Source organism: Micrococcus sp. KT16 (genome assembly GCF_003315015.1).
Lineage (GTDB): Bacteria > Actinomycetota > Actinomycetes > Actinomycetales > Micrococcaceae > Micrococcus > Micrococcus luteus.
This window is the reverse complement of record NZ_QNRG01000004.1, coordinates 253,833-268,287: the sequence shown is the minus strand read 5'-3', so window position 1 is coordinate 268,287 and position 14,455 is coordinate 253,833. Positions and strand designations below refer to the sequence as shown.

The 14,455-nt window shown below is 73.4% G+C and carries 15 protein-coding genes; 6 read left to right on the top strand and 9 right to left on the bottom strand.

The window, feature by feature from the left end; genetic code table 11:
- Positions 1 to 89 precede the first annotated feature (89 nt).
- Positions 90 to 512, top strand: coding sequence for a hypothetical protein (locus DE149_RS05970; RefSeq protein WP_233490713.1), 423 nt, complete (start codon positions 90 to 92; stop codon positions 510 to 512).
- A 100-nt stretch (positions 513 to 612) separates the two neighbouring features.
- Here the strand turns inward: DE149_RS05970 and DE149_RS05965 are convergent, their stop codons facing one another.
- The gene (locus DE149_RS05965) at positions 613 to 1,827 is read right to left on the bottom strand and encodes an acyl-CoA dehydrogenase family protein (RefSeq protein ID WP_020624825.1); all 1,215 of its coding nucleotides are present in this window, start codon (positions 1,825 to 1,827) and stop codon (positions 613 to 615) included.
- A gap of 126 nt (positions 1,828 to 1,953) precedes the next feature.
- On the opposite strand from DE149_RS05965, the gene DE149_RS05960 reads away from it, so the two are divergent.
- Complete coding sequence (locus DE149_RS05960; protein WP_036384906.1) at positions 1,954 to 2,559, top strand: TetR/AcrR family transcriptional regulator; 606 nt, start codon at positions 1,954 to 1,956, stop codon at positions 2,557 to 2,559.
- A gap of 10 nt (positions 2,560 to 2,569) precedes the next feature.
- Here DE149_RS05960 and DE149_RS05955 read toward each other — a convergent pair whose 3' ends face one another.
- The 3 genes from DE149_RS05955 to DE149_RS05945 form a co-directional block, all read right to left on the bottom strand.
- The gene (locus DE149_RS05955) at positions 2,570 to 3,205 is read right to left on the bottom strand and encodes a GNAT family N-acetyltransferase (protein WP_044659065.1); all 636 of its coding nucleotides are present in this window, start codon (positions 3,203 to 3,205) and stop codon (positions 2,570 to 2,572) included.
- A gap of 99 nt (positions 3,206 to 3,304) precedes the next feature.
- Positions 3,305 to 3,628 carry a putative quinol monooxygenase gene (locus tag DE149_RS05950; protein WP_010079505.1) on the bottom strand — a complete coding sequence of 108 codons (324 nt, stop codon included), beginning with the start codon at positions 3,626 to 3,628 and terminating at the stop codon, positions 3,305 to 3,307.
- Entirely contained in the window at positions 3,625 to 4,089 is a 465-nt protein-coding gene (locus tag DE149_RS05945) for a DUF4126 domain-containing protein (RefSeq protein WP_044659066.1), read from the bottom strand. Before DE149_RS05945 ends, DE149_RS05950 begins: the two co-directional genes overlap by 4 nt.
- Before the next feature lie 131 nt (positions 4,090 to 4,220).
- On the opposite strand from DE149_RS05945, the gene DE149_RS05940 reads away from it, so the two are divergent.
- The 3 genes from DE149_RS05940 to DE149_RS05930 all read left to right on the top strand — a co-directional run bounded on the left by DE149_RS05940 (position 4,221) and on the right by DE149_RS05930 (position 6,754).
- Positions 4,221 to 5,066 carry a hydroxymethylpyrimidine/phosphomethylpyrimidine kinase gene (locus DE149_RS05940; protein WP_020624820.1) on the top strand — a complete coding sequence of 282 codons (846 nt, stop codon included), beginning with the start codon at positions 4,221 to 4,223 and terminating at the stop codon, positions 5,064 to 5,066.
- Positions 5,067 to 5,122: 56 nt separating this feature from the next.
- A complete protein-coding gene (locus DE149_RS05935) occupies positions 5,123 to 6,178 on the top strand; it encodes a hypothetical protein (RefSeq protein WP_020624819.1) in 1,056 nt (351 codons plus the stop codon).
- A gap of 90 nt (positions 6,179 to 6,268) precedes the next feature.
- A complete protein-coding gene (locus tag DE149_RS05930; protein WP_020624818.1) occupies positions 6,269 to 6,754 on the top strand; it encodes a hypothetical protein in 486 nt (161 codons plus the stop codon).
- A 249-nt stretch (positions 6,755 to 7,003) separates the two neighbouring features.
- On the opposite strand, the gene DE149_RS05925 is transcribed toward DE149_RS05930, so the two are convergent.
- Both DE149_RS05925 and DE149_RS11690 read right to left on the bottom strand, forming a co-directional pair.
- Positions 7,004 to 8,263: a histidine kinase gene (locus DE149_RS05925; protein WP_113914153.1), complete on the bottom strand. Its 1,260-nt coding sequence runs from the start codon at positions 8,261 to 8,263 to the stop codon at positions 7,004 to 7,006.
- A 21-nt stretch (positions 8,264 to 8,284) separates the two neighbouring features.
- Positions 8,285 to 8,458 (bottom strand): hypothetical protein, encoded by a 174-nt coding sequence (locus DE149_RS11690; RefSeq protein ID WP_002856694.1) that lies wholly within the window; start codon positions 8,456 to 8,458, stop codon positions 8,285 to 8,287.
- 151 nt (positions 8,459 to 8,609) lie between these two features.
- Between DE149_RS11690 and DE149_RS05920 the strand changes: the two genes are divergently transcribed.
- Entirely contained in the window at positions 8,610 to 9,293 is a 684-nt protein-coding gene (locus DE149_RS05920; RefSeq protein ID WP_113914152.1) for a response regulator transcription factor, read from the top strand.
- 11 nt (positions 9,294 to 9,304) lie between these two features.
- Here DE149_RS05920 and DE149_RS05915 read toward each other — a convergent pair whose 3' ends face one another.
- The 3 genes from DE149_RS05915 to gcvP form a co-directional block, all read right to left on the bottom strand.
- A complete protein-coding gene (locus DE149_RS05915; protein WP_020624816.1) occupies positions 9,305 to 10,138 on the bottom strand; it encodes a thermonuclease family protein in 834 nt (277 codons plus the stop codon).
- A 117-nt stretch (positions 10,139 to 10,255) separates the two neighbouring features.
- A complete protein-coding gene (gene gcvT, locus DE149_RS05910; RefSeq protein WP_113914151.1) occupies positions 10,256 to 11,422 on the bottom strand; it encodes a glycine cleavage system aminomethyltransferase GcvT in 1,167 nt (388 codons plus the stop codon).
- Positions 11,423 to 11,435: 13 nt separating this feature from the next.
- Positions 11,436 to 14,372, bottom strand: a complete 2,937-nt coding sequence (gene gcvP / locus DE149_RS05905) for an aminomethyl-transferring glycine dehydrogenase (RefSeq protein ID WP_113914150.1) — start codon at positions 14,370 to 14,372, stop codon at positions 11,436 to 11,438.
- Between the last annotated feature and the right edge of the window lie 83 nt (positions 14,373 to 14,455).

The window sequence follows — 14,455 nt, the reverse complement described above, 5'->3', positions numbered from 1 at the left end:
CGGGCAAACCAGCTGGCCACCAGTGGGCAGTTCTGATGGCCACCAGCGGGAAGAAACACTGGCCGCCTATGGGCAGAACTCAATGGCCCTTGACACGTGATCTGGAGGCGGAGGTGCTCCGGGTGCGTGGGCGGCGAGGGACGCGGACCCTGCGGGCGGCCCTGCCGCTGCTCAGGGACGGCGCGGATTCGCGGGCCGAGACGCTCCTGCGACTGGCGCTGGCCGACGCGGGTGTGCCGGAGCCGGAGGTGAATCCGCTGCTGATGCTGAGCGACGGGTCCACCGTCCGGCCGGACCTGGTGTGGCGCGAGGCCCACGTCTGCGTGCAGTACGAGGGCGATCATCACCGGACGGACCCGCGGCAGTGGCGCCGTGACATCGAGCGCGACCGCCGGATGCAGGCCGAGGGGTGGATCGTGCTGCGCGTGACCGCCAGCGTCTTCACTCGGCGCGGTCTCGACGCCCTGCTGCGCGACCTCGCCGCCCACCTGCGGCTCCCTCTGCCTGCGTGAGCCAGACGAATCGGCCGCCGAGCCAGACGAATCGGCGGCAGGGGGGCGTGCGCACCAGCAGAAATCTCTGGCTCACGCCGCCGCCCCCGCTCGCGTCATCTCACACGAACGCGCCGACCCCCGTGATCTCGCGGCCGATGATCAGCCCCTGCACGGTCTCGGTGCCCTCGTAGGTGTGGATCGCCTCGATGTCCGCGAAGTGGCGGGCCACCTCGTTCTGGATGAGGATGCCGTTGCCACCGAGCAGGTCGCGCGCGTTCGCGGCGATGGACCGCGCGGCGCGCGTCGCCGAGTACTTGGCCATGGACGCCATCGGCCCGGTGAGCCGTCCCTCGTCCTCGAGCCGGGTCGCACGCAGCACGAGCAGCTGCACCTGGGTGAGCTGGGAGAGCATCTCGGCCAGGCGGGTCTGCACGCTCTGGGCGGCGGCCAGCGGTCGGCCGAACTGGACGCGCTGCCCCGCGTAGTGCACCGCCGCCTCGTAGCAGCCCACGGCCTTCCCGAGGGCGGACCACGCGACCCCCACGCGCGTGGCGAAGAGGACGCGGGAGGTGTCCTTGAAGGAGCGGGCCTCGGGCAGGACGTCGGCGTCGGGCACGAACACGCCGTCGAGGGTGATGTGGGCCTGGTCGATGGCCCGCAGCGCGACCTTGCCCTTGATGACCTCGGCCGTGTAGCCCTCGGACTCCTGGCGCACGATGAACCCGCGGACCTTCTCGTCCTCGGCGCTGCGCGCCCACACCACGGTCACCCCGCCGGCGGCCCCGTTGCCGATCCACTTCTTGTGCCCGTGCAGCCGCCAGCCGCCGTCGACGCGCTCGGCGCGGGTCTCCAGCGAGACCGAGTCGGAGCCGTGGGTCGGCTCCGTGAGCGCGAAGGCGCCGTAGAGCTCGCCGCGCGCCATGGCCGGCAGGTGCTCGGCGCGCTGCTCCTCGCTGCCGCACAGCTGGATCGAGCGCATGGCCAGACCGCCCTGCACGCCCGTCATCGTGGCGATCGAGCCGTCCAGGCGCGAGAGCTCCATCATGGCCAGGCCCGCGGCCACGCGGGAGATCTCGGGCAGCCCGTCCACGGGGACGCCGTCGCGCAGCAGGTCGGCCTGGCCCAGGCGGGCCACGAGGTCGAGCGGGTACTCGTGACGGTCCCACGCCTCCCGGATCCGGGGCAGCACGTCCGGCTCGAGCGCGAAGGCGCGGGCCCGACGCCACACGTCCTTCTCGGCGTCGGAGACGTCCGCGAGCGCGAGGTAGAAGTCGGTGTCCAGCGGCGTGGCGACGTCGTACTCGGGCTCGACGGTGGGCAGGGTCTCGGTCATGGTGGCCTCCCGGGCGGGGTCGGAGAGATGGGTGTGTCCGTCATCACCCTACACCGACTGACACGCCATCTCACAGAATCAGACGCAGTCTCACCTCCTCTCCGCGCCCGTGGCACCATGGCCCGCATGACGACGCCCGCCGAGGACACCCTCACCGCCCTGATCCACCTGCTGGACCGCGAGGGCTACGACGCCGTCACGGCCGACCAGCTCGCCCGCCAGGCCGGCATGAGCCGGGCCAGCTTCTTCCGCCACCTCGGCGGGAAGGAGGAGGTGGTCTTCGCCGACCACGCGGCGCTGCTCGCCCGCCTGGACGACTTCCTGCGCGGCACCTCCCTCGGCGTGCGGGAGGCCCTGGAGGAGGCGGTCCTCCAGGTCTTCCGGCATCACACCGCCGATCCGGACCGGGCCCGGGCGCGCTCCCGCCTGCTGCGCGGCTCCCAGTCGCTGCGCACGCGCGAGCTGCTCACCTCGCACCGCTACACGGAGCTGTTCTCCGGCTGGCTCGCCACGGCCCTGCCGGACACGCCCGCGCGCGGCGGGGTCGCCGTCGGGCTGGCGGCGGCCGTGGTGGCCGTCCACAACCGCGCCCTGCGGGCGTGGCTCCACGCCCCGGCCGACGACGCCGAGGCCGGCCTGCGCGCGGACCTCGCGGAGGTCATCGCGCGGCTCACGGCCGAGCCGGCCGAGGCCGAACGAACGCTCGCCGCCGTGCGCCGACTCCTGGGCTGACGCCCCGCCCTCAGCGGCCGGCGACCTGCGCGTTCTCCGCCCCGAACGCGGGCGGGTAGCGGAACTCGCCGGCCGGCACCTCGGCCCCGTCCTGGAGCGTGAGGACCTGCAGCGCCTCGGGCTGCCGGGCGAAGGCCGCGTGCACGCCGTGCTCGGAGGCCCGGTGGAAGCCGAACTTCGCGTAGTACTCGGGCCAGCCGTAGACCACCACGACCTCCTCGCCGTCGGCCTGCGCCTTCTGCAGCAGGGCGTTGACGAGCGCGGTGCCGGCGCCCTCGCCCTGATGCTCGGGCAGGACGCCGTGAGGGGCGAGGGCGAGCACTTCGGCGTCGTCGATGTGGGCCCGGACCAGGGTGCCGTAGCCCATCGGGTCCGACTGCAGGTCCGTGCCGGGGATCGCGGCCGTCATGGCCACGAGGGAGTACTGGGGCAGCCAGCCCTCCGCGCCGCCGGCGAGCTCCTCGACGAGGTCGGCCTCGGCCGTGGACGCGAAGGCGAGTTCGGCGATCTGGCGGACGGCGCGGCGGTCCGCCGGATCGTCGTGATCGGCCTCGCGGGTGGACCAGCGGTGACCGAGATCCTGGCCGGCGGGGACGTGGGCGGCGCGGTAGCCGGGGGTCTGGATGCTGTTCTGCTCGGCGCTCATGCGCTCACCGTAGCCAGGGTGTGACCCCGGATACAGGGACGGCGCCCTGCGTCACGCTCGTGACGCGGGCGCCGTCGCCTCCTCCGGCCGGGGGCGGGCTCAGTCGATCTGCAGCTCGCCCATCGGGCCGAAGCCCTCCGCACCGACCTGCTCGGAGATGATCTGGGGCGTGCTCGCCAGCAGCGGGCGCATCGCGTCCAGGCCCTCCTGGAAGTGCGGGGACGCGACGTGGGCCTGCGCACCCTCGTCCGTGAACCCCTCGAGCAGGAAGTACTCGTTCGGGCCGCCTTCCACCGGGCGGTACCACTCGAAGAACAGGTTGCCGGGCTCGGAGCGCACGTCCGCGGTGTACTTCGCGACGGCGTCCATCCACTCGTCGGCACGCTCGGGCTGGACGGTGAACTTCAGGTTGATGAGGATCATGCCGTCCATTCTGGTCCACCCGGCACGGCCGCGGCACGGCCTCGCGTCCGCCGCGCGCGGAACCGCCGGGCCAGCAGCCACAGGCCCACGACGACGGCGACCACCAGCACGGCGACCAGCACCGGCAGGAACAGCGCGGCCGCGACGAGGCCGGCCGCCGAGACGTCCTCGGCCGCCGAGAGCACGGGCGCGGCGGCCCCCACCGTGACCGTGTCGGCTCCCACGACCGTCTGGACGACGTCGTTGACCGCGTCCACCCCGGGGATCTTGTCCGCGACGAGCTCGAGCGCGAGCAGGGCGCCGAGGATCCAGAGGGAGGCGTCGGCGGAGAGCCACGTCCACCCCGCGGGCAGGTCGACGAGCCCCGTGAACCGGTCCAGCAGACCCAGGGCGAGCAGGGGGATGTAGGCGTTGAGCCCGGCCGAGGTGGCCAGGCCCGTGCCGGTGAGGAACTCGAGCACGTCCGTCCCCGTCCTTCGCGGGTCGCTCGGGGCGCCCGGGCGGACGCTCCGGGTCCGAGGACCCTCGTTCCCCGGTGAACACCGCCGGCCGTCGGGCGCTTCCCGTCCGGGGTCGGTCCTACCATGGGCGCATGCCCCAGACCGCTCACTCCCCCCAGCACTCCGCCTCCGCCCCCGCGCTCGCCCTGACCATCGCCGGGTCCGAGGCCACCGGCGGCGCCGGCGCCCAGGCCGACCTCAAGACGTTCCAGGAACTCGGCGTCTTCGGCATCGTGGCGCTGACCTGCATCGTCTCCTTCGACCCGGAGGACGACTGGAACCACCGCTTCTTCCCCGTGCCCACCGAGATCCTCCAGCAGCAGCTCGACGCCATCCAGGGCGACTACCCGGAGCGGCTGCGCACCGTGAAGCTGGGCATGCAGGGCTCCCCGGAGGTCATCCGCACCTCGGCCGCGGCCCTGCGCCGCGCCGAGTGGGACCACGTGGTCCTGGACCCCGTGCTCATCTGCAAGGGCCAGGAGCCGGGCCACGCCCTGGACACGGACCAGGCGCTCAAGGCCGAGCTGCTGCCGCTGGCCACCTTCACCACCCCGAACCACTTCGAGACGGAGCAGCTCTCCGGCATGACCGTGCGCTCGGTCGAGGACCTGACGGCGGCCGCTCGGCGCATCCACGAGATCTCCGGCGCGGCCGTCCTGGCCAAGGGCGGGATGCACCTGCCCGGCCCGGACGCCGTGGACGTGTTCGTGGACGGGGACACCGTGGAGGTGCTCTCCGCCCCGAAGATCGGCCAGTCCGGCGTCTCTGGTGCGGGCTGCTCGCTCGCCGCCGCCGTCACCGCCGAGTTGGCCAAGGGTGCCACCACGCTCGAGGCCGCGCGCCGCGCCAAGGAGTTCGTGCGAGCCGGCATCGCGCAGGCGGTGGAGGGCCGCACGCCGTTCGCCGCCCTGTGGCAGGGCGGCCTGCGCTCCGCTTGAGCGCGCACGTGGGCCGCTGACTCGTCCTGAGCCGGGCGGTGCGCCACACTGGGGGCATGAAGCTCCCCTCCCCCGCCCCTTCCGCCCCCGGCGAGGTCCACCACTCGGCGTCGTCCGTTCCCGTCGACGGCGTCGAGGCCGTCTTCCCCGCGCTGCGCCAGCGCGCCCTCGCCCCGGGCGGCCGGCTCTACGGGCTGGCGGCGGCGGCCGCGGTCGGCGGGCTCACCCTGCTGGATCCGCACGCCCGCCGAGGGCGCGAGCGTCGGGCCCTCGCAGAGCTCGAGGCCGCCGTCAGCGGCACGGTCCTCGCGGCCGAGACCGCCAACGCCCTCCACACCGCCGCGATCGCCGACGGCGAGGTGGCCCCCTCCCCCGCCGCGCGTGCCCTGCGCGGGCTCGGCGGGCTGGCCGTCGGCGGCGCGGTCGCGGCGGTCACGCTGCGTGCCACCGGCCTGAACGACCGGATCGACGGTGCCCTGGTGCGCGGGCTCCAGCGGGTCGGCGTCCCCGCCCCGCGCGTCGCGCTGGCCGCAGCGGCCTCCCTGGCGATGCTGCTGGCCAACGAGGACGCCCGCCGGACCCGCCGCGACGCCGTCGAACTCGCCGTCACCGGACCCGCCGGCCTGGACGAGGACCCGGTCGACGAGGTCGAGCCGGAGGCCACCGCCGAGCTGCCGGTCGAGGTGCGCGTGCTGCTCGAGACCCTGCTCGACCCGGCGCTGGCCGAGGGCCGGGACCTGCCCGGGGCTGAGGCGCTGCGCTCCCAGCTGCCGCACGCGCGCACCGTCGCATCGGTGGCCGAGGCCATCCGTGAAGCCGGCGAGGTCCCGGACTGGGTGCCGCTCGTCGTCCAGACCGACGACGACGTCCGGCGCGCGGTGCCGAACGACTGCGTCTGGCCCGTCCGCGGCCGCTTCGCCTCCGGATCCGCCGGAGGACACGAGCTCGAGCTGCGCCTGCAGGTGATCGACGGGGAGATCGGCGCCCTGACGGTGACCCTGCCCGCGGACGCCGAGGCGGACAGCGACGCCTGGGACGCGTTCCAGGAGATCGAGTCCTTCCCCGGCGTCGAGGACCTGGCCTTCCACGTGGACGGCGACCGGCGCGCCTGACCGGGAACTCTCCCGGGGCCCGTCCAGCCCGGCCCACTACAGTGGGGACCCGCCCGACGTCGTCGATCCCCCTCCCGGAGAGTTCCCGCCATGACCACCCCCGCCCCGGTCGCGTCCGCCGCCCGTGCCCGTCGCCGCGCGGCCCGTTCCGGCCCCCGCCCGCAGCTGCGCATGGGACTGAACGGGTTCCTCGTGGCCTGGCTGCTGCCCAACCTCGTGATGGCCGCCGTGGTGGCGATCCTGGCCGTGGTCCCGGGCCTGCAGGCCTTCGGCAGCCTGACACCGCTGCTGACGGTGGTCGGGGTCGCCGGGCTGGTGGTGGGGCTGCCGCTGTGCCTGCTCGTGAACTGGGCGTTCCGGCACGTGCTCAACCAGTGGGTCCACGTGCTGGCATACGCGCTGATCGGCATGCTCTACGGCCTGGTGGTGCTCACGCAGGGCGCTGCGGGCATCCTGCCGATGCTCATCCCGGTGATCGGCTTCCCGGCCGCCGTGCTCATGGCCCTGGGCCGGACGGCGGCCCGTCCCCTCGTCCGCACGGTCACCCCGGAGCCGTCGCCCGCCGAGCCGGCCTGAGCACGCCCGACAACGAAAAGGACGATGGCCGGATGGCCATCGTCCTTCTCGGAACCGCGTCCGGGGCCCGCATCCCCTCAGGCATGTATCCCGGCTCGTGATTCGCACTGTGCACCGTCTCAATGGGGCATGACCCACTCTAGGAGGGACGACGGCGCCCCCGACAGTGGCGGAAGGTGCAGACTTTCGGGCCCTGATGTGATGCAGGTCACATGGGTCTGGTCCGCCGCTGCGACGGCGTCGGCCTCGTCAGACGGACCTGGGGAGCACCGCGCGCACCCGCCACCCCCAGCCCCCCGGCCCGGCCTCGATCGTGCCGCCGAAGGTGGCCACGCGATCCCGCATGGAGTTCAGGCCCACACCGGAGGAGTTCCACTGCGGCGGGCCGGACCGCTCGGTGACGGTGTTCTCCACCTCGAGCACCACGTCCGGCCCCGCGTCGCGGAGTTCGATGCACACGCGCGCGCCCTCGCCGGCGTGCTTGGCGACGTTCGTGGTGGCCTCCTGGAGCACCCGGTGCAGGGTGGAGCGCACGGAGATCGGCATCGCGTTCTGGTCGCAGCGGACGTCCGTCTCCACCGTCATTCCGAGACTGCGCAGCTCCTCGGCCAGTTGGGCCACGGACAGCACCGGATCCGCGGACGTCGCCCCGTCCGCGCCCCCCGCGGCGCCCGGCTCACCGCTCGGGTCCACGATCCCGTCCTCCTGGAGGATGGAGAGCATGCGCCGCAGGTCCCGCAGCGCGTCCTTCGCGGAGTCGCCCACCACGTCCAGCACGCCCTGAGCCGCCTCCGGAGTGCCGAGGTAGCGTGCCGTCCGGGCCTGCATCGAGATGATCGTGAGGTTGTGCGCGACCACGTCGTGCAGATCGCGGGCCAGGGAGCGACGCTCGGCCTCGGCGGCCAGCCGGGCCCGCTCCTCCGCCTCGAACACCCGGCGGCGATCCCGCTCCCGCCGGGTCAGGCTCTCGCGGATGAAGAGCCCGCCGCCGAGGCCCATGGACATGAGCAGCAGGATGAACCACGTCGCGTTCGCCTGACCCACCGCGAACGGCTGGGCGACGCCCCAGGTCAGCGCCAGGACGGCGGCCGTGACGACGAACCCCCAGGAACGGGCGGTCGCCGCGACGGCCCCGAGGACCACGGGCGCGACGACGGCGAAGAGCACCTCGGAACCGCCGACGACGGTCGCGACGGCCCCGGGCAGGAGCAGGGCGAAGCCCACCGTGCTGCGCCACCACTGGGCGAGGAAGGCGCTGGTCGCCGACGCGATGGCGATCCCGTCCAGGACCGGGATGACGCCGTGGCCCGGGCCGAACAGACCGATGTCGGACGCGGTCGAGGCGAGCAGGAACGCCGACCCGAAGGCGAGATAGAGGCGGCTCAGCGGCGCCGCGGCCCAGAACGCGCGCCACCGCAGGCTGCGCGCCTGACGCCACGCCGAAGAGCGGCGCGCCCGGGAGGGCGCGCCGCTCCGGACGGAGGGGGTCGATGGGCTCGAATCAGGCATCGGGGGCGGACCGCCCCGGGGTCAGTCGCACCAGATGCCGAAGTGGCGGCACGTCCACTCCGCAGTGCCTTTGCCGAGGCCCAGGGTCGTGACGACGTCGTCCTCGGCCGAGGCCGCCGAGGCGGCGGCGGCCGGAGCGCCGACGAGGGTGGAGGCGAGAAGGAGAGCGGAAGCGAGGAGAGCGCGAGTCTTCATGGCCCCAGTATGTATGACGCCCGTCACAAATGGTGCACGCCGCGCACAGGCCGCGCCGCGGCATGGCGCAGATGACGGCCGGCGGGCACCCCGGCCTCGCCCCGACGCCGACAAGGTGGCATGCGCCACAGCACCGGTTACGCTGACGTGCGTGTCCGAAGAGCTGCGCATCCTGATCGCCGACGACCAGCCGCTCATGAGCGGCGCGCTCCGCGTGCTCGTCGACTCTGCCCCCGGCATGACCTGCGTGGGTGTGGTCGCCAACGGCGTCGAAGCCGTGGAGGCGTGCGCCGCCATCGAGCCGGACGTGGTCCTGATGGACATGCAGATGCCCCTGATGAACGGGGTGGAGGCCACACGCCGGATCAAGGACACCCACCCCGCGATCCGGGTCCTGGCGATCACCACGTTCACGTCCGAGGACTACCTCGTGCCGGCCCTGCGCGCCGGAGCGGGCGGCTACCTCCTCAAGGACGCGGAGCCGCCGGCCATCCTGGGCGCCATTCAGGCCGTCCATCGCGGCGAGTCCGTGCTCTCCCCCGCCGTGGCGACCAAGCTGCTCGCCTCGATCGAGCGGGACCGGCCGACGGTGGGCCCCACCTCGGTGCAGCCCGGCAGCCCCGACGGCTCCGACCTCACCGAGCGGGAGCTGGGCGTGCTGCGGCTGCTGGCCAGGGGTCAGTCGAACCCGGAGATCGCCGCGAACCTCTTCGTCTCCGAGTCCACGGTCAAGGCCAACCTCACGCGGATCATGGCCAAGCTGGAGGTCCGCGACCGCGTCCAGCTGATCATCCGGGCGGCCCAGCTCGGGCTCGTCACCCTCGCCCTGGACTGAGCGCGGCGGGGTCAGCCACGGGCCGCGATCTCGTTGCGCCGCGTGTTGAGGTCCTTCAGGACTTGCATCCCGTGCTCCACCACCGGGTCCGCCTCGGCCAGGAGCGACTCCTTGGCCGGCCCGTAGGCGAGGTCGGCGAACGTGCCGTTCTCCGGGTCGAGGGCCCGTATCTCCTGCTGCACCAGGCGCACCTGGTCCAGGCCGGCCGCGTACTCCACCGCTCGCTCGTCGATCTTCGTCAGGGACGCCTCCGCGTCCTCCGGGATCTGCTCCAGGGCGAACTGGGCCTCGTAGAGCCGGTTCTGGTACGTGCAGGGCTCCTCGATGTCGTAGAGCCCCACGCCGCGACCCACGGCCTCCTGATTGGCCTGGGCGATCTCCTCCGCCAGGCGCTTGCCGACGGCGACCTCCGTGGGGGCGGCCATGCCGGCCTCCGCCATGGCCACGTTGACGGTGCCGCCGCCGATCGAGATGACCGCGCTCTCCATCCCCTCGGGCGCGCCCTCGTCCGAGGTGGTCATGCTCGCGGTCGCCCCCTGCGGGAGCCGATCACGCAGCCAGGAGTAGGACTCCTCCCCCATGCAGAGGTTGGGGCCGACCTTGAGGCCCTCCGGGTTGCGGCCCGCGCTCGTGACGCCGGCGAGGACCACGGTCCGCTCGGTGCCGCCTTGGTTCACCACCACGGTGTTGCCGTCCAGCACGGTGACGATGTCCACGCGGGCGGCGTCGGCGGCCACGCCGCGGAGGACGGTGACGATGCCCAGCAGGAGCAGGACGGCGGCGACGGCGAGGAAGACCAGCAGCCCCTTCAGGGGGACCCGGGCACGGGCGGCGACGTGAGTCATGCGGACTTCCTGCAGGTGGACGGCGGGACGGGGGGCCGCGACGACGGCCCGGAGCCCGAGTCTAGCGAAGGGCCCCGGGACCGCCGAGCGGCGGGCCGAGGGACGGCTGCGTCGGGCTCAGCGCTCCCGGCGGTAGAACGGCGTGGCCACCACGGTGAACGGCTCGCCGCGGCCGCGCAGGTCCACCTGCAGGGACGTGCCCTCGGCGGCCACGTCGCGGCGGACACGGGCCAGGGCGATGGGGTGTCCGAGGGTCGGGCTGGGGGCGCCCGAGGTCACCTCGCCCACCCGCTCGCCGGACTCGTCCAGCACGGCGTAACCGTGCCGGGCGGCACGCCGACCCGCGCCCTGCAGCCCCACGAGGACCTCCTCGACGTCGTCCCTGCCGACCAGCGCGGATCGTCCGACGAAGTCGGCCTCCTTGCTCGCGGGCACCGCGAAGCCGACGCCAGAGGCGTGCGGCTGGTGCCCGGTGTCCAGCTCGTTGCCGTAGAGCGGCATGCCCGCCTCCAGGCGCAGCGAGTCCCGCGAGGCGAGCCCGCACAGCGTCAGCTCCACGCCCGCCTCGTCCGCGGCCGAGAGCATCGTGTTCCACACGGCGGAGCCGCGGTCGCCGGCCTCGGCGGTGGAGGCGGCGGGCAGGAACAGCTCGAAGCCGTCCTCGCCGGTGTAGCCGGTGCGGGCGACGACGGCGATGACGTCACCGGCGTCCGTGGGCACGGTCAGGGTCAGGTGGCCGTAGTACTTCAGCTCGGCCAGCTGCGCCGCGGCCTCCGGCATGGCCCGGGCGAGGATCTTCTCGGCCTGCGGGCCCTGCACGGCCACGAGGGCGGTGGTCGAGGACTCGTCCTCGACGACGGCGTCCCAGCCCGACGCCCGCTGGTTCAGGGCGGTGTGGACCGCGGCGATGTTGCCGGCGTTGGGCACCACCAGGTAGTCGGGCTCGGAGCCGGCCTCGCCGTCGTCCATCCGGTAGACGATCGTGTCGTCGAGGATGGTGCCGGCGTCCGTCAGGCACAGGGCGTACTTGGCGCGGCCGGGCTTCAACGTGGAGAGCACGCTCGAGAGGGCGTGGTCCAGCATGGCCCCGGCCTCCGGGCCGGTGACCCGGATCTCGCCCATGTGGGAGAGGTCGAACAGGCCTGCGGAGGTGCGGACGGCCTTGTGCTCGGCCAGCTCGGAGCCGTACTTCAGGGGCATGTTCCAGCCGCCGAAGTCCGTGAACGTGGCGCCCGCGGCCTCGTGGACCGGGTGCAGCGGGGAGTTGCGCGTCGAATCGCTCATGGGGGTGATCCTCTCAGTCCTCGTCGGCGGTGTCGGCCACGGCGCCCTCGAACGCCTCGGGCGGCGGGCACGAGCACACGAGGTTGCGATCGCCGTAGGCGCCGTCGATGCGGCCCACCGGCGGCAGGTACTTGTCCAGACGCAGGCTCGGCACCGGCGTGCCCGCCTGGGCGCGCGAGTAGGGGCGATCCCACTCGTCGGCCATCAGGACGTTGAGGGTGTGCGGGGCGCGACGCAGGACGGAGTCCGCCACGGTCTCCGGGGTGACGGCGGTGATCTCGGCGTGGATGGCCTCCATCGCCTCGATGAACCGCTCGATCTCCTCGAGGTCCTCGGACTCGGTGGGCTCCACCATGAGCGTGCCGGCCACGGGGAACGCCAGGGTGGGGGCGTGGAACCCGTAGTCGATGAGGCGCTTGCACACGTCCTCGGCGGTCACGCCCGTGCGGGCCGTGAGCTCGCGCAGGTCGAGGATGCACTCGTGCGCCACGAGGCCGTCGTTGCCCGTGTACAGCGTCGGGTAGAGGGGCGCGAGGCGGCGGGAGATGTAGTTGGCGCCCAGCAGCGCGTGCGCGGTGGCGGAGCGCAGGCCCTCGGCGCCCATCAGGTGGATGTAGGCCCAGGAGATGGGCAGCACGCCGGCCGAGCCGTGCGGGGCCGCGGTCATCAGGGCCTCGCGGGAGGGCAGGTACGGCACCAGGTGCTCGCCCACCGCCACGGGGCCCACGCCCGGGCCCCCGCCGCCGTGCGGGATGCAGAACGTCTTGTGCAGGTTCAGGTGGGAGACGTCTCCGCCGAACTCGCCCGGCTGGGCCAGGCCCACGAGCGCGTTGAGGTTGGCGCCGTCGATGTACACCTGGCCGCCCGCGGCGTGCACCGTGGCGCAGACCTCCTTGACGTCGGCGTCGTACACGCCGTGCGTGGAGGGGTAGGTGATCATGATGGCCGCGATGCGGCCCTCGTTGGCCGCGATCTTGGCGCCCAGGTCGGCGGCGTCGATCGTGCCGTCGTCGGCGGTGGCGACGACGACGACCTTCAGCCCCGCCAGCACGGCCGAGGCCGCGTTGGTGCCGTGGGCGGAGGCCGGGATCAGGCAGATGTCCCGCTCGCCCTCGCCGCGGGCCAGGTGGTACTGGCGGATGGCCCACAGGCCCGCGAACTCACCCTGCGAGCCGGCGTTCGGGGCCACCGAGACGCCCGCGTAGCCGGTGATCTCGGCGAGCTTGGACTCCAGGTCCGCGATCAGGAACCGCCAGCCCTCGGTCTGGTGGTCGGGCGCGAACGGGTGGATGGAGCAGAACTCGGGCCAGGAGATGGCCTCCATCTCCGCGGTGGCGTTGAGCTTCATGGTGCACGAGCCCAGCGGGATCATGGTGCGGTCCAGCGCCAGGTCGTAGCCGGAGAGGCGGCGCAGGTAGCGCAGCATCTTCGTCTCCGAGTGGTGGGTGTTGAACACCGGGTGCGTCATGAACGCGGAGGAGCGGCGCAGCGACTCCGGCACGGCCGGGGTGGCCACGGCGCCCTCGTGCGCGGAGGCCGGCAGGGAGCCCGCGTCCAGGCCGAACGCCGTCAGGACGGCCACGAGGTCGGCGTCGACGGTGGTCTCATCGGCGGCAATCCGCAGGGTGTCCGCGTCCACCAGGCGCAGGTTCACGCCGTTCTCCTCGGCGGCCTGCAGGACCTGCTCGGCCCGGCCGGGCACGCGGACGGTGATCGTGTCGAAGAAGTGCTCCTCGGCGACCTCGACGCCACCGGCCCGCAGCGCCTCCGCCAGGCGGACGGCCTGGGCGTGGGCGTGGCGGGCGATGCGGGCGATGCCCTGGGGGCCGTGGTAGACGGCGTACATCGAGGCGACGATCGCGAGCAGCGCCTGGGCGGTGCAGATGTTGGAGGTGGCCTTCTCGCGCCGGATGTGCTGTTCGCGCGTCTGGAGGGCGAGGCGGTAGGCGGGCTTGCCGGCGTCGTCGTGGGAGACGCCCACGAGGCGGCCCGGCATGCTGCGCTGCAGGCCCTCCTTCACGGCCATGTAGGCGGCGTGGGGGCCGCCGAAGAACAGGGGCACGCCGAAGCGCTGCGTGGAGCCGACGGCGATGTCCGCACCCTGCTCCCCGGGCGGAGTGATCAGGGCGAGGGAGAGGATGTCCGCGGCGACGGTCACGAGGGCGCCGGCCTCCTTGGCCTGCGCGATGACGGCGGCGTGGTCGTGGATGCGGCCGGAGTCGCCGGGCTGCTGCAGCACGACGCCGCACAGGCCCTTCTCCTCGACCTCGGCGCGGACGTCCTCCGGGATGCCTGCGGAGAGGTCGGCCACGCGCACGTCGATGCCCACGGCCTCGGCGCGCAGGCGCACCACGGAGAGGGTCTGCGGGAAGAGGTCCGCGTCGAGGAGGGTGACGCCGTCGGTCCTGCGACGGTTGGCACGGTGCATGAGGAGCACGGCCTCGGCGGCGGCGGAGGCCTCGTCCAGCAGGGAGGCGTTGGCGATGTCCAGGCCGGTGAGGTCCTGGACCATCGTCTGGTAGTTCAGGAGGGCCTCGAGGCGGCCCTGGGAGATCTCCGGCTGGTACGGCGTGTAGGCCGTGTACCAGGCCGGGTTCTCCAGCACCTTGCGGAGGATGACGCCCGGGGTGACGGTGTCCGAGAAGCCCTGCCCGATCATCTGGGTCTTCATGACGTTGCGGCCGGCGATCTCGCGCAGCTGCTCCAGGACCGCGGACTCGGTCAGCGGGGCGGGCAGCTCGAGGGGCTTCGGCTGGCGGATGCCGGCGGGGACGGCGGTGTCCACGAGGGCCTCGAGCGAGTCGTAGCCCAGGGTCTGCAGCATGTGCTCGACGTCCGCGGGGCGCGGGCCGATGTGGCGGGCCACGAAGGGGGCCGAGGCGGCGTCCTTGGGCTCGACGCGCTCGTGGGGCAGCGCGGTCGTGCTCTCGGTGGTCTGGGGGCTGGTCACGGGGTACCTCCGGGGGGATCCTGCCGTGGTCACGGCGTGGGTCTGCTCCTCCCCGCTCTGTCATGGACCTGAGAGTTTCCGAC